Source organism: Cyanobium sp. ATX 6A2 (assembly GCF_024346355.1).
Lineage (GTDB): Bacteria > Cyanobacteriota > Cyanobacteriia > PCC-6307 > Cyanobiaceae > NIES-981.
Genome location: NZ_JAGQCU010000018.1, coordinates 13,353 through 30,376, shown reverse-complemented (window position 1 = coordinate 30,376; position 17,024 = coordinate 13,353). Strand labels below are relative to the sequence as shown.

17 protein-coding genes and 2 tRNA genes are annotated in these 17,024 nt (G+C 70.2%); 12 read left to right on the top strand and 7 right to left on the bottom strand.

Features of this window, described 5'->3' with window-relative positions; genetic code table 11:
• Positions 1 to 21 precede the first annotated feature (21 nt).
• The 5 genes from KBY96_RS13510 to KBY96_RS13490 all read right to left on the bottom strand — a co-directional run bounded on the left by KBY96_RS13510 (position 22) and on the right by KBY96_RS13490 (position 1,520).
• Positions 22 to 95, bottom strand: a tRNA-Asp gene (locus tag KBY96_RS13510).
• 174 nt (positions 96 to 269) lie between these two features.
• The gene (locus KBY96_RS13505) at positions 270 to 458 is read right to left on the bottom strand and encodes a hyperconserved protein Hcp (protein ID WP_006043540.1); all 189 of its coding nucleotides are present in this window, start codon (positions 456 to 458) and stop codon (positions 270 to 272) included.
• Between the two features lie 70 nt (positions 459 to 528).
• Positions 529 to 601: transfer RNA gene (locus tag KBY96_RS13500), tRNA-Trp, on the bottom strand.
• 67 nt (positions 602 to 668) lie between these two features.
• Positions 669 to 1,160 (bottom strand): 50S ribosomal protein L19, encoded by a 492-nt coding sequence (gene rplS, locus KBY96_RS13495; RefSeq protein WP_254980003.1) that lies wholly within the window; start codon positions 1,158 to 1,160, stop codon positions 669 to 671.
• A 48-nt stretch (positions 1,161 to 1,208) separates the two neighbouring features.
• Positions 1,209 to 1,520: a peptidase gene (locus KBY96_RS13490; RefSeq protein WP_254980001.1), complete on the bottom strand. Its 312-nt coding sequence runs from the start codon at positions 1,518 to 1,520 to the stop codon at positions 1,209 to 1,211.
• A 94-nt stretch (positions 1,521 to 1,614) separates the two neighbouring features.
• Between KBY96_RS13490 and map the strand changes: the two genes are divergently transcribed.
• Positions 1,615 to 2,493, top strand: coding sequence for a type I methionyl aminopeptidase (gene map / locus KBY96_RS13485; RefSeq protein WP_254979999.1), 879 nt, complete (start codon positions 1,615 to 1,617; stop codon positions 2,491 to 2,493).
• On the opposite strand, the gene KBY96_RS13480 is transcribed toward map, so the two are convergent.
• Positions 2,490 to 3,251, bottom strand: a complete 762-nt coding sequence (locus KBY96_RS13480; RefSeq protein ID WP_254979998.1) for an NAD-dependent epimerase/dehydratase family protein — start codon at positions 3,249 to 3,251, stop codon at positions 2,490 to 2,492. The two genes, map and KBY96_RS13480, sit on opposite strands and share 4 nt — an antisense overlap.
• 138 nt (positions 3,252 to 3,389) lie before the next feature.
• Here KBY96_RS13480 and ebsA point away from each other — a divergent pair, with 138 nt between their 5' ends.
• The 3 genes from ebsA to KBY96_RS13465 are packed head-to-tail and all read left to right on the top strand — an operon-like array spanning position 3,390 to position 5,552.
• The gene (gene ebsA / locus KBY96_RS13475) at positions 3,390 to 3,869 is read left to right on the top strand and encodes a type IV pilus biogenesis protein EbsA (protein ID WP_254979997.1); all 480 of its coding nucleotides are present in this window, start codon (positions 3,390 to 3,392) and stop codon (positions 3,867 to 3,869) included.
• Positions 3,870 to 3,894: 25 nt separating this feature from the next.
• On the top strand, positions 3,895 to 4,992 hold the full coding sequence (locus tag KBY96_RS13470; protein ID WP_254979996.1) for a phosphotransacetylase family protein: 1,098 nt from the start codon (positions 3,895 to 3,897) through the stop codon (positions 4,990 to 4,992).
• 47 nt (positions 4,993 to 5,039) lie between these two features.
• Positions 5,040 to 5,552 (top strand): DNA recombination-mediator protein A, encoded by a 513-nt coding sequence (locus KBY96_RS13465; RefSeq protein WP_254979995.1) that lies wholly within the window; start codon positions 5,040 to 5,042, stop codon positions 5,550 to 5,552.
• 12 nt (positions 5,553 to 5,564) lie between these two features.
• Here the strand turns inward: KBY96_RS13465 and KBY96_RS13460 are convergent, their stop codons facing one another.
• A complete protein-coding gene (locus KBY96_RS13460) occupies positions 5,565 to 6,038 on the bottom strand; it encodes an MAPEG family protein (RefSeq protein ID WP_254979994.1) in 474 nt (157 codons plus the stop codon).
• A 62-nt stretch (positions 6,039 to 6,100) separates the two neighbouring features.
• Here KBY96_RS13460 and KBY96_RS13455 point away from each other — a divergent pair, with 62 nt between their 5' ends.
• The 8 genes from KBY96_RS13455 to KBY96_RS13420 all read left to right on the top strand — a co-directional run bounded on the left by KBY96_RS13455 (position 6,101) and on the right by KBY96_RS13420 (position 16,969).
• A complete protein-coding gene (locus tag KBY96_RS13455; RefSeq protein WP_254979993.1) occupies positions 6,101 to 6,598 on the top strand; it encodes a YajQ family cyclic di-GMP-binding protein in 498 nt (165 codons plus the stop codon).
• Complete coding sequence (locus KBY96_RS13450; protein ID WP_254979992.1) at positions 6,595 to 7,254, top strand: DUF47 domain-containing protein; 660 nt, start codon at positions 6,595 to 6,597, stop codon at positions 7,252 to 7,254. The genes KBY96_RS13455 and KBY96_RS13450 overlap by 4 nt, the downstream gene beginning before the upstream one ends.
• Before the next feature lie 2 nt (positions 7,255 to 7,256).
• Positions 7,257 to 8,795, top strand: a complete 1,539-nt coding sequence (locus tag KBY96_RS13445) for an inorganic phosphate transporter (RefSeq protein WP_254979989.1) — start codon at positions 7,257 to 7,259, stop codon at positions 8,793 to 8,795.
• Positions 8,795 to 12,676, top strand: coding sequence for a hydantoinase B/oxoprolinase family protein (locus KBY96_RS13440; RefSeq protein WP_396122327.1), 3,882 nt, complete (start codon positions 8,795 to 8,797; stop codon positions 12,674 to 12,676). The genes KBY96_RS13445 and KBY96_RS13440 overlap by 1 nt, the downstream gene beginning before the upstream one ends.
• A 64-nt stretch (positions 12,677 to 12,740) precedes the next feature.
• Positions 12,741 to 14,081: a V-type ATP synthase subunit B gene (locus KBY96_RS13435; RefSeq protein WP_254979987.1), complete on the top strand. Its 1,341-nt coding sequence runs from the start codon at positions 12,741 to 12,743 to the stop codon at positions 14,079 to 14,081.
• Positions 14,082 to 14,091: 10 nt separating this feature from the next.
• Positions 14,092 to 14,697: a V-type ATP synthase subunit D gene (locus tag KBY96_RS13430; RefSeq protein ID WP_254979985.1), complete on the top strand. Its 606-nt coding sequence runs from the start codon at positions 14,092 to 14,094 to the stop codon at positions 14,695 to 14,697.
• Positions 14,694 to 16,517, top strand: coding sequence for a V-type ATP synthase subunit I (locus KBY96_RS13425; RefSeq protein ID WP_254979984.1), 1,824 nt, complete (start codon positions 14,694 to 14,696; stop codon positions 16,515 to 16,517). Before KBY96_RS13430 ends, KBY96_RS13425 begins: the two co-directional genes overlap by 4 nt.
• On the top strand, positions 16,514 to 16,969 hold the full coding sequence (locus KBY96_RS13420; protein WP_254979983.1) for an ATP synthase subunit C: 456 nt from the start codon (positions 16,514 to 16,516) through the stop codon (positions 16,967 to 16,969). The genes KBY96_RS13425 and KBY96_RS13420 overlap by 4 nt, the downstream gene beginning before the upstream one ends.
• Positions 16,970 to 17,024 lie beyond the last annotated feature (55 nt).

Here is a 17,024-nt window from a genome sequence, read left to right as displayed (position 1 = left end):
TCTCCTGAGGTGGAATGGAAACGGGACTGACGGGATTCGAACCCGCAACTTCCGCCGTGACAGGGCGGTGCTCTAACCGGTTGAACTACAGTCCCAGATCGCCCTGAGGGCGTTGGCCCAAGTCGCCCGAAGGACGCTGGCCCAGGCCGTCCGGAGGGCGGCTGACATCGCTGGTGCGATCAGAAAAGTATCCGCTGCAGCCCCCCCCTCCGTCAACAACACCGCAAGGAACGCTGCGGAGGGGAATGGGGGAAGAATGCGGGCTGGAATCAGGGGCGGAACCCGGCCGGTTCGATCAGGCGCACCTGATTTCCGCGGGCGGTGAATTCCCGACCTTGATCACTCTGAACAACAACGCGTCCACCGGATTTGACCCGAATCACACGGGCACGAACCCAGCCCAGGGCTGCGGATTCGAGCACCTTGACCACATCTCCGGGTTGAAGATCCAACTCCATAGTCAGCGGGGAGAAACGGCGAGGCGAGAACAGAAAACCGCCAACGGAGTTGAGCGGTGGGGACATCGAGCGCGCCGTGGAGGACTTGAACCCCCGACATCAGGTTTTGGAGACCTGCGTTCTACCAACTGAACTAACGGCGCAGGGGTGATGTCCCCGGAATCAACATGGTGACAGGAGGCCGGCGAAGCTGGCTCAGCGGACGCTGGCTCAGCGATCGAAGCGCTGCTTGACCCGGGTGGCTTTACCCACCCGATCCCGCAGGTAGAAGAGCTTCGCTCGGCGAACCTTACCGCGCCGCTCCACCTTCACGGAGGCCACCTGGGGGCTGTGAAGCATGAAGATCCGTTCCACGCCCACGCCCTGGAAGATGCGGCGCACGGTGATGGTGGCGTTGAGGCCGCCGTGGCGCTTGGCGATCACCACCCCCTCGTAGGGCTGCACGCGCTCCTTGCTGCCCTCACGGATGCGCACACCCACCTTCACGGTGTCGCCCACGTAGATGTCTGGCAGCTCGCTCTTGAGCTGCTCGGCCTCGAAGGCGCGGATCATCTCCTGGGCGCTCAGGCGGCCGACGCGCGGCTTGGCCGTTTCACCAGCAGGCTTGTCCTGCACAGCCACGTCCTGGATCTCACCGGTTGAGACCTCTCCGGTTGAGACCTCTCCGGCGAGTTCACCGGTCTGTGTGTCCTCAGCTGCCATCTCAGCTCCGCAACGCCTGGCCAAACCAAGAGTGTACCGGCCGGGGTGTCACCCCCCGCCTCGGCGCAGACGCTGCAGGGCCATGGCCCCGCCGCTCACCAGCATCCACAGCAGGCCGAGGCCATTGAGCAGCACGTAGAGCGTTTCGCCGCTGGTTCCAAACCAGCCCGTGAGCCATTCCCCCTCGTGCAGCACCATCAGCAGGTGGGCCTGGTCGCGGTCGAGGCCGCCCCAGTCGCGCAGCAGCCGGTAGCCCATCCCGGTGCCCACGGTGAGCAGCAGCGGCAGCAGCACCAGCGGCGCCAGGGCGGCGTGCAGGCGGCGCAGGCGCTGAACCAGCGGAGCGGGCAAGAGGGGCATCGGTGCGCGAGAACCGGGCGGTGGCAGGTGCACCGTTGATAGCTTGACCCTGAATCCGTGCCCAGGTCGCAGGGCTGCCGCCCTCCCCCCCTTCATGAATCTCTTCGCCGATCTGCTGGCCAGCACCACCGGCACCCGCTCGGCCGGCACCCAGGGGGCCAGCCCCTCCCCCCTGGTGGCGGCGGGGCCGCGCATCCAGAAATCCCGCCGCGGCGTGGAGGTGAAGAGCGCCCGCGAGATCGCCACCATGCGCCAGGCCAGCCGCATCGTGGCCACGGTGCTGCGCGAAACCATGGAGATGGCCGCTCCCGGCATGACCACCGGCGACCTTGACGCCCACGCCGAGCGTCGCATCCGTGAGCTGGGTGCCACCCCCAGCTTCAAGGGCTACCACGGTTTCCCGGCCAGCATCTGTGCCTCGATCAACAACGAGGTGGTGCACGGCATCCCCAGCGGCAAGCGGGTGATCAAGGCCGGTGACCTGCTCAAGGTGGACACCGGCGCCTACTTCGACGGCTACCACGGCGACAGCTGCGTGACCCTCTGCGTGGGTGAGGAGAGCTCTGAGGACGCCCGGCGTCTGGCGCGGGTGGCCCAGGAGTCGCTGATGCAGGGCCTGGCCCGCATCAAGGCCGGCAACACCCTGCTCGACATCGCCGGCGCCGTGCAGGATCACGTGGAGGCCCACGGCTATGCGGTGGTGGAGGACTACACGGGCCACGGAGTGGGCCGCAACCTGCACGAGGAGCCCTCGGTGTTCAACTTCCGCACCCGCGACCTGCCGAACATGACCCTGCGGGCCGGCATGACCCTGGCGGTGGAGCCGATCCTCAACGCCGGCAGCAAGGCCTGCCGCACCCTCAAGGACCGCTGGACCGTGGTGACGGTGGATGGCAGCCTCTCGGCCCAGTGGGAGCACACCATCGCCGTGACCAGCGACGGCTGCGAGATCCTCACCGACCGCGATTTCTAGGGCTTGGCGGCCGCTCCGGCACCCCGGGTGAGCAGCCCGAAGTAAGCCCAGCGGCCCAGGGTGGCCAGGGGCATCAGCAGGTAGGTGAGGGGGTTGGGGGTCACGATGATCAGGTTCAGGCCCAGCCGCGCCTGGGCCAGGATCTGCCCCGCCACGAAGTCAGCGCCCATCACGCCCACGGGATTGAGGGACGAGCGGAACGGTCCCAGCACCAGGCGCCGGATGCGCAGCCGGGGGCCGGCCGGGTCGTGGGCCAGGTCGAGGGCCCGCAGGCTCACCAGCTGGCCCAGCAGCCGCTTGCTGATCTCATAGAGCGGACTGAGGGCGGGCTGGATCTCGGCCTCCGAGGTGTTCAGCCACACCTCGGCCCGGGGGCGGGCGCTCTGCTCACCCTCCCGGGCCCTGCGCTCGGACACCACGGCGGCGAACTGCTCCAGCAGCCGCCAGCTGCTGAGGGCATTCACCTCCAGGGAGCGCTCGGTGGCGGCGGCGCTGCGCTCGCCATACACGTTCACGCCGTGGTTGAGCACGAGCACGTCCACCTCCTGCAGCAGCTCCCGCAGGTCGGGTTCCTGGCCCACGCACCAGGTCACATCCCGCAGGGCGATCGGCTGGCCGGCCGCATCGCGCAGCTCCAGCTGGCGCGGCCCGCAGCTGAGGGCGATCAGCCGGGCGCCGCGCCGGTGCCACTGGCGCAGCAGCGCCTGGCCGAGGCTGCCGCTGGCGCCGGTGATCGCCACGCAGGGGGGTGAGGGCATCGCCGGGTGGAGGTTGACGTCTGGCGACAAGTGGGCAACAGAGCTGCCTGGGGGGCCCATCATGAAGTCCAAGGGACTGGGTTGTGCCTAGATCAGTGGCAACCCCGCATCCGCAACGCGCTGTCTGTCCCATCCCCCATGATCTTTCCACCACCACCACCGCCCGGCGACGGCTTCAAGCCCCCAGCCAACGGCGTGGCACTCTTTGATTCAGCCGGGATTGATCCAGCCTCGATCCTCGAGCCGCTGGTGCCCCTGTTCGCCCCCTACTGCGGGGGGGTGACCCAGCAGCTGCTGCTGGAAGGGGCCGTGGGGCAGCTGCTGATGGGGGAATGGAACGGTGAGCGGCGTCTGGAGGGGGATGGCGTGCGCGCGTTCAGCCTGCGCTGGCACGGCGAGCCGGCACCCCTGGAAACCCTGCGCTGCGAGCTGCAGTTCCCCGATCTGCCGGCGGTGCGCTACGAGTTCACCCTGCCGGCCTATCAGCTGGTGCTGTGGCTGATGCAGCGCCATGAGCACCAGTTGCCGGTGAGCTTCTGGCGCTGGTTGCTGCTCGGCGAACGGCCCCGTTCAGCCAGCGGTGCCTCGCCCCTGGATGGAGCGACAGCGGTTGCCTAGCCTGCGGTCTCCGGCGAGAACACTGATGGCCCCCACGTTGTTGATCGGCTCCTGTCAGCCGTTCAGTGGCAAATCGGCCGTGGTGCTCGGCCTGGCCCGCCAGTTGCTGCGCGCCGGTGTGGCGGTGCGCTTCGGCAAACCGCTGGCCTCCGCCCCCGAGAACGGCGAACCAGCCACTGGCGATGGCCCCCTGCTGGACGCCGACGTGCGCTTCGTGGGCGCCACCCTGCGCCTGAGCGACGACCAGCTGCTGCCCTCGCTCTACAGCCTCGAGCTGGCTGAGGTGCACCGCCGCCTGCTGGCCGGTGAGCTGCAACCTGGCGATGGCTATGACCGCCTGCAGGCCCTGTTGGCTGCGGGCGGGCCCGGGCTCAACCTGCTGGAGGCGCCCGGCAGCCTGGTGGAGGGTCTGCTCTATGGCCTCAGCCTCCCCCAGCTGGCCCACGGTCTCGATGCCCCCGTGCTGCTGGTGGAGTTGTGGACGGATGTGCGCAGTGTGGATGCGCTGCTGGCAGCCCGGGCCGCCCTCGGTGAACGGCTGGCGGGGGTGGTGCTCAACGGCGTTGACCCCGATCGGCTCGCGGACCTGCGCCAGGAGATCGTGCCCGCCCTCGAGCGCCTCGGCATCCCGGTGCTGGGCGTGATGCCCCGCAGCCCCCTGCTGCGCAGCGTCACCGTGGAGGAGCTCGTGCGTCGCCTGCAGGCCGAGGTGCTCTGCAGCCACGACCGGCTCGATCTGCTGGTGGAAACCCTCTCGATCGGCGCCATGAACGTGAACTCCGCCATGGAGTTCTTCCGCCGCCGCCGCAACATGGCCGTGGTCACCGGAGCCGACCGCACCGACATCCAGCTGGCGGCCCTGGAGGCCTCCACCCAGTGCCTGATCCTCACCGGTGTGGGTGACCCCCTGCCCCAGCTCGTCACCCGCGCTGAGGAACTGGATGTGCCCCTGCTGAAGGTGGAGCACGACACCCTCACCACGGTGGAGGTGATCGAGCAGGCCTTCGGCCATGTGCGCCTGCATGAGGCCGTCAAGGCCACCTACGCGGTGCGGCTCGTGGAGGAGCACTGCAACTTCGCCTCCTTGTTTCAACGCCTGGCGCTGCCCCAGCCGGTGGCCTGAATCCCCCGAGACCACTGCTAGTTTCTGGGTGCCGCCTGGGCTTTGGTGTGACCCGGTCTCTGGATATTGCCGCCTTGGATCGCATCGATACGCTGGCCCAGGAGCTGGCGATGCTCCAGGACCGCAGCAAACGCCGCATCGCCATCCTCGGCAGCCGCCATGTGCCGGTGGTGTCGATCCATCTGGTGGAACTGGTGGCCCGCTCCCTCGCCCAGGAGGGCCACAGCCTGATCACCTCCGGCTCCCAGGGGGTGAACGCCGCCGTGATCCGCAGCGTGCTGGAGATCGACCCCGGCAAGCTCACGGTGCTGCTGCCCCAGAGCCTCGATCGTCAGCCCGGTGAATCCCGCGAGCAGCTGGAGCGGGTGCTGCACCTGGTGGAGAAGCCCGAGCACGATGATCTGCCCCTGCCCATGGCCAGCAGCCTCTGCAACCAGGAGATCATCAGTCGCTGCGACCAGCTGATCTGCTACGCCTTCCACGACAGCGAAACGCTGCTGGCGAGCGTGCGGCTGGCCGAGGAGATGGGCAAGGTGGTGAGCCTGATGTATTTCGACTGATCGGCGCCTGAATCAGCCCTGGGCAGCCAGCACCGCCTTCAGCCCCTCCACGTAGAGCAGGCCGCTGCAGGTGAGGCCACCGGCCCAGCACAGGCCCCGCAGCGGCGGCACGTTGCCCAGGTAGGCGCCGATGTAGGCCAGGCGCAGGACCGGGTGCAGCCAGGCGGCCACCACCGCCACCGTCACCGCCAGCGGGGCCCCCTCTCCCGCGCCGCCCACCCCGGCCAGCAGGCAGAGCAGGGCCGCCGGCGCGTGCAGGCTGAAGGCCTCGAAGCAGTTCTGGTGGGCCCAGGCCGCCCGCTTGCCCCAGGCCGGCAGCCGCTCGAACATCGCCCTGGGGGCCGCCAGGTCGGCCATCTGGAAATCGGCCTGGGAGCGAGCCGCCCCCAGGGGCACGGTGCTGAACACCACCACCGCCGAGCTCAGCAGCAGCGACCAGGCGAAGTGAGCAGAGGCTGAGGTGTGGGAGGCGGTGGCGAGCAGCATGGTGGGGGCCGGAAGCGGCCTTTTTCTAGGGTGGCCCACACCCCCCAGCGCGGATCCGTCCCATGGCTGAGTCCTTCTCCTTCGACGTCGTGTCGGATTTCGACCGCCAGGAGCTGGTGAACGCCGTGGATCAGGTGCGCCGCGAGCTGGTGCAGCGCTACGACCTCAAGGACTCCGCCACCACCCTCGAGCTGGAGGAGGCCAGCCTCACGATCACCACCGCCAGCGACATGACCCTGCAGGCGGTGGGCGATGTGCTGCGCCAGAAGGCCACCAAGCGCAACCTGTCGCTGAAGATCTTCGACTTCCAGGATCCCGAGGCCGTGGGCGGCAACCGGGTGAAGCAGGAGGTGAAGCTGCGCAAGGGCCTCAGCCAGGAGCTGGCCAAAGCCCTCAGCAAACAGGTGCGCGACGCCATCAAGAAGGTGACGGTGGCGATCCAGGGCGACAGCCTGCGGGTGACCAGCAAGAACAAGGACGACCTGCAGCAGGTGATCCAGCTGCTCAAGGGGCAGGAGGAGGAGCTGGAGGTGGCGCTGCAGTTCCAGAACTACCGTTGAGTACCCCGGCGCTGTTCGCTAAAACCCGCTTTCTCGAGGCTCAGATCGATGAGTTCCTCGACAAGGTGTCGGAGGGTGCCATCTATTTCCAGCGCGGCATCGAGCTGCTGCTGGAGCGCGGGGTGGTGGAGGAAACCGAGCGCAAGCTCGAGCAGTTGATGCAGCTCAAGGAGCGCGCCAACGAGCTGCGCCGGGCCGTGGTGAACACGCTCTACACGGAGATGCTGATCCCCGACTTCCGCGGCGATGTGCTGCGCCTGCTCACCCATCTCTATGCCCTCCTGGACGCCACCAAGAACGTGTTCCAGGAACTGCTGATCGGCTACACCGGGGCGATCGAGGGGGCTGAAGCGATTGCCGAGGTGAAGGAACTGGTGGCGGTGGTGGCCCAGAGCCTGCAGGAGGCGGTGCGGGGGGCGCGGGCCTTCTTCCGCAATCCGGAAGCCGTGCGCGATCACATCAACCACATCCGTGTCTACGAGTCGGAGGCCGATGCCATCACCCTGCGGCTGATGAAGGCCCTGTTCGCCTCCGATCGGCCGCTGGAACGCAAACTGCTGGCCCGCGACGCCCTGGAGGTGATCGATGGCCTGGCCGACCGGGCCGAGGAGATCAGCGACGAGCTCTCGATCCTGGCGATCAAGCGGGTGCTCTGACGGTGGGCAGCCTGCTGTTTCTCTCCAGCGGGCTGTTCCTGGGCTGGACGCTGGGCGCCAACGACGCCTCCAACGTGTTCGGCTCGGCGGTGGGCAGCCGCATGCTGCGCTTCTCCACCGCCGCCGTTCTCTGCAGCGTGTTCGTGATCATCGGCGCGGTGACCGCCGGTGCCGGCGCCTCCGGCGGCCTCGGTGAGCTGGGGGCCGTGAACGCCCTGGCCGGCTCGTTCACCACCGCCCTGGCCGCCGCCGCAACCATGACCTGGATGACCCGCGCCGGCCTGCCGGCCTCCACCACCCAGGCGGTGGTGGGGGCGATCGTGGGCTGGAACTGGTTCAGCGGCTCGATCACCGACCTCAGCCAGCTCTCCCGCATCGTCGCCACCTGGGTGCTGTCCCCCCTGCTGGCGGCCCTGTTCGCGGCCGGGCTCTACCGGTTGGTGGTGGCCGGCATCCGCCGCACCCGCCCCCACCTGCTGCGGCTCGACGCCAACCTGCGGGTGGGCCTGATCCTGGCCGGGGTGTTCGGCTCCTACAGCCTCGGTGCCAACAACATCGGCAACGTGATGGGGGTGTTCGTGCCCGCCTCCCCCTTCCAGGAGCTGAGCATCGCCGGCCTGGTGCGGCTGAGCGGCGAGGAGCAGCTGTTCCTGCTTGGCGCCATCGCCATCGCCGTGGGCGTGTTCACCTACTCCCGGCGCGTGATGACCACCGTGGGCGGCAGCCTGATGACCCTCTCACCGCTGGCGGCGCTGGTGGTGGTGGTGGCCAATGCCCTGGTGCTGTTCGTGTTCTCCTCGCGGCAGCTGTCGGCGTTCGTGGTGGCCCTGGGGCTGCCGCCGATCCCCCTGATTCCCGTGTCCAGTTCCCAGGCGGTGATCGGCGCGGTGCTGGGCATCGGCCTGCTGCAGGGTGCCCGCGGCGTGCGCCAGATCCGCTGGGATGTGCTGGGGCGGATCGCCTCCGGCTGGCTCACCACGCCGGTGATCGCCGCGCTGGTGTCGTTCGTGCTGCTGTTCGTGGTGCAGAACGTGTTCGGCCAGCAGGTGTATCGGCCGGTGGCCTACCAGCTCTCACCGCCGGCCCTGGTGCGGCTGGCCCAGGTCGGCATCCCCACCGAGGCCCTGGCCATGGACCGGGAGCCGGTGCAGGGGGCGGTGCGCTTCCGGGGCTGGCTGCGCCGCCAGGTGCGCCTGGACCCGGCCGAGGAGGCGCTGGTGCTGCGGATCGCCGAGATCCGTCCGGTGTCGATCCACGCCGAGGGCCTGCGGGCCCTGGAGGACACACCCCTGTCACCGGCTTACCGCGTGGCGGTGGCGGCCCTGCAGGGCCGCAGCTTTCTGCACCCCTGGCAGCTGGCCGAGGCCCTGGCCCGCCAGAGCCCCCTGTGGAGCCTGCCGTCGGCGGCGCCCGTGGCCGCGGTGAAGCGTCAGGAGGCCCAGCTGGCGCTGGTGCTCGACACCTTCACGGCCGCTCCGGAGGCGGCTGGCCGCCTGCCGCCGTCGCCGCCTTCCCTAGCCTCGCCCCAGGCGGAGGGCTGATGGTGGTGCGGGCTTCCGCAGGCTGGAGCTTCTGGATTGATCGCGGCGGCACCTTCACCGATGTGATCGGTCGTGCTCCAGGCGGTGGCCTGCATGTGCGCAAGGTGCTCTCGGTGCAGCCGGAGCGGCCGGGAGACCCGGCGGTGAACGCCATCGCCGAGCTGCTGGCGGCCCTGGCCGGCGATGCCACCCCGGCCCCGGTGGCGGAGGTGCGGCTGGGCACCACCGTGGCCACCAATGCCCTGCTCGAGCACCGCGGCGCGCCGGTGCTGCTGCTGATCAACAGCGGCCTGGCCGACCTGCTGGAGATCGGCGACCAGCACCGTGCCCAGATCTTCGCCCTGGCGATCGAGAAGCCCCGGCCCCTGCAGGTGCGGGTGCTGGAGGTGGAGGGCCGGCTGGCGGCCGACGGCAGCGAGCTCGAACCCCTGCAGCTCGACGACGTCCTCGCGGCCGGGTTGCGTGCCGCCATGGCCGATGGCTACCGCAGCTGTGCCGTGGCCCTGCTGCACGCCTGCCGCAACCCCGACCACGAGCGCCGGCTGGCCGCCTGGCTGGAGGGCTTCGGCTTCGAGCGGCTGGCCCTCTCCCACCAGCTCAGCCGCCAGCCGCGCCTGGTGCCCCGCGGCCACACCACCCTGGTGGAGGCGGCGGTGGCGCCGGTGCTCGACGCCTATCTGGAGCAGGTGCGCGGCGCCCTCGGGCCGGGGCCGCGGCTGCGGGTGATGCGCTCCAGCGGCTCGCTGGCCGCTCCCGAGCTGCTGCACGCCAAGGACACGATCCTCTCCGGTCCGGCCGGCGGCATGGTGGGGGCGGTGGCGGTGGCCGAGCAGGCCCTGGCGGCGGCGGGCCAGGCGCCCCGGCCGGTGGTGGGCTTCGACATGGGCGGCACCTCCACCGACGTGTTCCACTTCGATCCGGCCCTCGCCGGCCTGGCCTGGGAGCGCCAGCCGGAAACGGAGATCGCCGGGCTGCGGCTGCAGGCGCCGATGCTGCCGATCCACACGGTGGCCGCCGGTGGCGGCTCGATCGTGCGCTTCGACGGCCAGCGGCTGCTGGTGGGTCCCGAGTCGGCCGGCGCCGATCCCGGCCCGGCCGCCTACCGCCGCGGCGGCCCCGCCACGATCACCGACGCCAACCTGCTGCTGGGCCGGTTGCCGGCCGCGGCCCTGCCGGCGGTGTTCGGCCCCGGCGGCGATCAGAGCGCCGACCTGGCGGCCGCCCGCCAGCGCTTCGAGGCCCTGGCGGCGGCGATCGGTGTGAGCCCCGAACGGGTGGCCGCCGGTGCCCTGGCGATCGCCATCGAAACCATGGCCGCCGCCATCCGCCGCATCTCGATCCAGCGCGGCCACGACCTGCGCGGTGCCCTGCTGGTGAGCTACGGCGGCGCCGGCGGTCAGCACGCCTGCCGCCTGGCCGAGGCGCTGGGGCTGAGCCAGGTGCTGCTGCACCCCCTGGCCGGCGTGCTCTCGGCCTACGGCATCGGCCGCGCCGAGCAGCGGCTGCTGCTGGAGCGCTCGCCCCGGCTGCCGCTCAGCGCCGCCACCCTGGGGCAGCTGCGCCGCCAGGCCGAGGCCCTCAGCGCCCAGGCCCGCGCCGATCTGCAGCGGGCCGGCGACCTGGCCGCCGGCGAGGGGGGCCGGGTGTGGTGGCGGCTGGAGCTGCGGTTCGCCGCCAGCGAGCAGGGGCTGGTGGTGGCCTGGGAGCCGCCGGATGGCCCCGAGGCGGATGAGCTCGAGGCGGATGGGCCCGGGGCGGACGGGCCCGGGGCGGTGGCCGGTGAGCTGGAGCGCCTGCGGCAGGCCTTCGCCCGCAGCCACCAGCGGCGCTTCGGCTACCGGCCAGATCTCACGGCCGATCTGGTGGTGGAGCGCCTGCTGGTGGAGCTGGCCGAGCCCCTGCGCCCGCTGCCGCCGGCCCGGCTGGTGGCCGCTGGCCATGGGCCGGGCGCTGAGTTGGGCCCCCAGGCGGTGCCGGTGTGGCTCACCATCAATCGCGGCCCCCAACCGGTGCCCCTGTGGCGGCGGGATCAGCTGCGGCCTGGCCAGGAGCTGCAGGGTCCGGCGCTGCTGCTCGATCCCACCAGCACCACCCTGCTGGAGCCCCACTGGAGCGGCCAGCTGCTGGCTGATGGCGCCCTGCTGCTGCGCCATCAGCCTGCCCCCGCCACCGCCCCTGCCCCTGCCACTGCCGCGCCCACGGCCCCAGCCGCCGGGCCGCCCGACCCCACCCTGCTGGAGCTCTACAACCACCGCTTCTCGGCCATCGCCGAGCAGATGGGGGTGCAGCTGCAGCAGAGCGCCCGCTCGGTGAACATCCGCGAGCGGCTCGACTTCTCCTGCGCCGTGTTCGACGGCCGCGGCCGTCTGGTGGCCAATGCCCCCCACATCCCCGTGCACCTGGGCTCGATGGGCGACAGCGTCGCCGCCCTGCTGGCCGCCATCGCCGCCGGCCAGCGGGATCCCCTGGCGCCGGGGGATGTGGTGCTCGCCAACAACCCCTACAACGGCGGCACCCACCTGCCCGACATCACCGCCATTACGCCGGTGTTCGTGGACGGCGCCGGAGGGGCCGGTGCGGTCGCCGCTGCGCCGTTGCCTGGCGCCCCCCTCTTCTACGTGGCCAGCCGAGGCCACCACGCCGATGTGGGCGGCATCACCCCCGGCTCGATGCCCCCCTTCAGCCGCTGCATCGACGACGAGGGGCTGCTGCTCGACAACGCCCCCTTCCTGCGGGGCGGTGACCTGGATGAGCGGGCCTGGCTGGAGCGCTTCGCCGCCGGCCCCCATCCGGTGCGCAACCCCGGCCAGCTGCTGGCCGACCTCAAGGCCCAGGCGGCGGCCAACCGCCTCGGTGTGCGCGAGCTGCAGCGGCTGCTGGGCCTGGCCGGCCGCGAGGAGGTGGAGGCCTACATGGCCCATGTGCAGGCCAACGCGGCCGAGGCGGTGCGCCGGGCCCTGGGCAGGCTCCAGAGCGGCAGCGCCGAGGTGGAGCTCGACGACGGCAGCCGCATCGCCGTGGCCGTGAGCCTCGATCATCGGCGCCGCCGGGCCCGCATCGACTTCAGCGGCACCTCCCCCCAGCAGGCCGGCAACCACAACGCCCCCCTGGCGATCACCAAGGCGGTGGTGCTCTACGTGTTCCGCTGCCTGGTGGGGGAGGACATCCCCCTCAACGCCGGCTGCTTCGAGCCCCTGGAGCTGGTGGTGCCCGAGGGCTCCCTGCTGCGGCCGCGGCCGCCGGCGGCGGTGGTGGCGGGCAACGTGGAAACCTCCCAGGCCCTGGCGAATGCCCTGTTTGCCGCCCTCGGCATCCAGGCAGCGGCCCAGGGCACGATGAACAACCTCAGCTTCGGCGACGCGCGCCTGCAGTACTACGAAACGATCTGCGGCGGCTGCGGTGGCGGCCGCACGCCCGCCGGCGAGGGCTTTGCCGGCGCCTCGGCGGTGCAGAGCCACATGACCAACTCCCGCCTCACCGACCCGGAGGTGCTGGAGGCGCGCTTCCCGGTGCGGCTGGAGGCCTTCGCCATCCGCCGCGGTTCCGGCGGTGCCGGCCGCTGGCCCGGGGGCGACGGGGTGGTGCGGCGCCTGCGCTTCCTGGCACCGATGACCGTGGCGCTGCTCAGCGGCAGCCGGCGGGTGGCCCCCTTCGGCCTGGCCGGCGGCAAGCCTGGGCTGGTGGGTCGCAACCGTCTGCTGCGGGCCGGTGCTGCCGGTATCGACGGGGCGGCGAAGCCCCTGCAGGAGGTGCTGCCCGGCGCGGCCCAGATCGAGGTGGTGGCCGGTGATGTGCTGGTGATCGAGACCCCCGGCGGCGGCGGCTTCGGCGCTGCTGATCCGGCCACCGCAGGCGATACGGCTGATCCAGCCTTCACATAGGCGCCCAGACCTCTCCATCCGCTCCAGAGTGGGGGCCGGCGCCGTGGGTTCGGCAGGAGCAGCGATGAGCGTTCTGATCAGCTACTCCAAGGTGCTCGAGATCGCCGGCGACATCATTCGCGTGGAGGTGCCCCCCGGCGGTCACGACAGCGACGGCGCGCCCCGCTTCAACGATCTGGCCGTGGTGCACGCCGCCGATGGCAGCCAGTCGCTGGCGCAGGTGATCGATCTGCGCGAACACTCGGTGGCGCTGCAGGTGTTCAGCGGCACCAAGGGGGTGTCCACCGCCTCCCAGGTGCGCTTCCTCGGCCACCCGATGACGGTGACCTACTCCGGCAACATTCTGGGCCGGGTGTTCCGCGGCACCGGCGAGCCCATCGACGGCGGCCCCGACCTGTCCGGAGATCCCCGCGTCACCATCGGTGGGCCGTCGGTGAACCCGATGCGGCGCGTGCTGGCCTCGAAGATGATCCGCACCAACGTGCCGATGATCGACGTCTACAACTGCTTGGTGGAGAGCCAGAAGATCCCGATCTTTTCGGTGTCGGGCGAACCGTTCAACGCCTTTCTGGGGCGGATCGGCATCCAGGCCGACGCCGACGTGGTGATCTTCGGCGGCCTCGGCCTGATCTTCGACGACTACTACGCGTTCCGCAAAACCTTCGAAGACGCCGGCGTGTTTCACCGCACGGTGATGTTCGTGAACCTGGCCTCCGATTCGATCGTGGAGCGCATGCTGATCCCGGACATGGCCCTGGCGGTGGCGGAGCGCTTCGCGGTGGAGGAGGGCAAGCGGGTGCTGGTGCTGCTCACCGACATGACCGCCTTCGCCGATGCCCTCAAGGAGGTGAGCATCGCCATGGATCAGGTGCCGGCCAACCGGGGCTATCCGGGCGACCTCTACTCCCAGCTCGCCCGCCGCTACGAAAAGGCCGCCGACTATGCCAAGGGCGGCTCGGTGACGCTGCTCACCGTGACCACCATGCCCGGCGGTGACATCACCCATCCGGTGCCGGACAACACCGGCTACATCACCGAAGGGCAGTTCTATCTGCACAACGGGGTGATCGATCCCTTCGGCTCGCTGTCGCGGCTCAAGCAGAACGTGATCGGCAAGCAGACCCGGGATGATCACAACCAGGTGATGAACACCACGATCCGCCTCTACTCCGGCGCCCGCGATGCCCAGCAGAAGCAGGCGATGGCCTTCGATCTCTCCAGCTACGACCAGAAGCTGATCCGCTTCGGCGATCTCTTCCGCGAGCGCTTCATGGACATCAACGTGGACATGGCCCTCGAGGCCGCCCTGGATCTGGCCTGGCAGACGATGGCGGAGTGCTTCGAGCCCCAGGAACTGCTGATGAAGCAGGAGCTGATCGACAAGTACTTCCCCAAGGCCCCATGAGGACACCCTGATGGGCCGGATCACCCTCACCAAGGCCTCGCTCAGCCGCCAGAAGGGCCTGCTCAAAACCTATGGCGCCGTGCTGCCGTCGCTGGATCTCAAGCGCCGCCAGATCAGCGCCGAGCGGGCCCGGGCGCGGCGCCAGCTGCAGGTGCTGGAGGAGCGCTGCCGCGAGCTCGAGGCCGAGGTGGCCCGCGTGTGCCCGATGCTGGCCCACGAGCACATCCGGCTCGAGGGTCTGGCCCGGGTGGTGGAGGTGCGGCTCAGCGAGGAAAACCTGATCGGCACCCGCCTGCCCCGGGTTGAGGCGATCACGGTGGCGGTGGCCCACTACGGCCTGCTCAGCCTGCCCTTCTGGGTGGATCACGTGGTGGGCTGTCTGCGGGAGGCGCTGGAGACCCAGGTTCGGCTGCAGGTGGCCCGGGAGCGGATCGAGCGGCTGGTGCAGGCCGAGCGCACCGTGACCCAGCGCTTCAACCTCTTCGACAAGGTGCTGATTCCGCGCACCCGGAGCAACATCCGCTCCATTGCCATCTATCTCTCCGACGCCGATCGGGCCGGGGTGGTGAATTCCAAGCTCGCCAAGCGCAAGAAGGAGCGGGCCCAGACGCGATGACCATCGTTCCCCTCAGCAAAGTCACCGTGATCGGCCTCACCGCCGACAAGCACGACCTCGTCGAAGGCCTGCAGCAGCTGGGCTGTGTGCATCTGATTCCGCTGCACAACCCGCAGCAGGATTCCGGGGAGGGGGCGGAGCCGTTCGTGAGCAGCCGGCCCATCGAGGATGCCCGCAAGGCCCTGCGCTACCTCGGCGATGTGCGCCGGCTGCGTCACCAGACGCGGGTTGATGCGGCGTTCGATTTCGATCGCCTGATCGCCGAGGCCCTCGCCAACCGGGGCGCCAAGCGCGAGGCCGAAGACCGAGTGCTGGCCCTGCAGGCCCGCCTGCAGCAACTGGAGCCCTGGGGTGACTTCGTGCTCCCCGATCTCGATCACCTGGGGGGGCAGCGCCTGTGGTTCTACCGGGTGCCCCAGGCGAAGGCGAAGGCGTTCCGGCAGGCCCTGGCCCAGCTCGACACCCCCTGGCAGCAGCTCTACGAGAGCCCCCGCCACCTCTATGTGGTGCTGATCGCGGCGGCGGAACCCAACGCCGCCGCCCTGCCGGTGCCCCGCTCCCGTGTGGGCTCCGAATCGCCGGCCACGGTGCGCTGTCAGCTCGATGCGGCCCGCTCCGCCCTCGAGGAGGTGGAGGCCGAGCATGAGGCCCTCAGCCGCTGGATCTTCCTGCTCTGCCGCCATCTGGCCCGCGCCGAAGACGCCCAGGCCCGGGCCGAAGCCAGCGCCATGACCCGCGACGACGACAGCCTCGTGCAGCTCCAGGGCTGGCTGCCGCGTCGGGAGCTGCCCCGGCTGGAGGCCTTCACGGCCAGCCGCGGCCTGGCCTGGCTGGCGGAAACGCCCCAGCCCCGCGACACGCCGCCCACCCTGCTGGAGAACCCCCCCGCCCTGAGCGGCGGCCAGGACCTGGTGACCTTCTACGAAACCCCCGCCTATCGCGACTGGGACCCTTCGTTGCTGGTGTTTTTCTCCTTCGCCGTGTTCTTCGCCATGATCCTGGCCGACGCCGGCTACGCCCTGGTGCTGGCCGTGGTGGTGGGCCTGTTGTGGCGGAGCATGGGCCGCACGGCCGGGGGGCGCCACTTCCGCATTCAGGCGCTGGTGGGCCTGAGCTTCGCGCTGATCTACGGCATCCTCGCCGGCAGTTATTTCGGCATCCCCCCGGCCGCCGCCTCACCGCTGGCGGCCCTGAAGGTGATCAACCTCAACGACTACGACGCGATGATGAAGCTCGCCCTGGTGGTGGGCGCCCTGCATCTGCTGCTGGCCAACGGCATCGTGGCGGTGCGGGCCACGGGTGTGGCGGCCCGGGCCCGCCCCCTGGGCTGGATGGCGGTGATCCTGGCGGGCTTCGTGCTCTACCTGGGGGCCGGCGTTGCCTGGGGGCTGCACCTGGGGGTGGGACTGGGTGTGGGCGGCCTGCTCACCATCCTGCTGCTCAGCAGTGAGCGCCGCATCTCCCATCCGGCCCACCTGCTGCTGCGGCTGATCGATGGCCTGGGTTCACTCACCAACATCTCCAAATTGTTCGGGGATGTGATGAGCTACCTGCGGCTGTTTGCCCTGGGTCTGGCCAGCGCCTCCCTGGCGGTCACGTTCAACCAACTGGCCACCCAGGTGGTGCAGTCGGGGGTGGTGCTGGCCCTGCCCATCGCCATCCTGATCCTGATCCTCGGCCATGGCATCAATCTGCTGCTGGCCGTGATCAGCGGCTTTGTTCATGGACTGCGCCTGAACTACATCGAATTCTTCAACTGGGGCCTCTCCGGTGAGGGGATTCCCTTCAAGCCATTTCTCAAAAAGGAGCCTGCTTCGTGAACGACCATCTCTCCCTCACCGTGCTCGGCTGGATCGGCATCTATGCCCCGGTGGCCCTGGGGGCGATCGGGGCCGCCATCGGCTGCACCATCGCCGGCCAGGCCGCCATCGGCGCGATGATGGAGGTGAGCAGCGGCTATGGACGCTTCGTGGGGCTCTCGGCCCTGCCCTCCTCGATGTCGATCTACGGCATCGTCGTGATGTTCATCCTCAACCGCCCCGTCACGCCGATCAATTCCGGGGGGCTGTTCGGCATCGGCGTGCTCTCGGGCCTGGCCTTCCTGGTGGCCGCCATCTACCAGGGCCTCTGCTGTGCCTCGGCGATCTCCGGCTCCAAGTCGAAGCCGGAGATCTTCGGCCTGGCCCTGGCGCCGGCGGCGATCGTGGAGGGCTTCGCCGTGTTCGCCTTCGTGTTCGCCCTGGTGGCGGCCGGTGGCATCCCCACCAGCTGAGTCCCACCCCGCCCGCCGACCCCACCAGCTCCCGCACCCCCACCCCGCCCGCGCA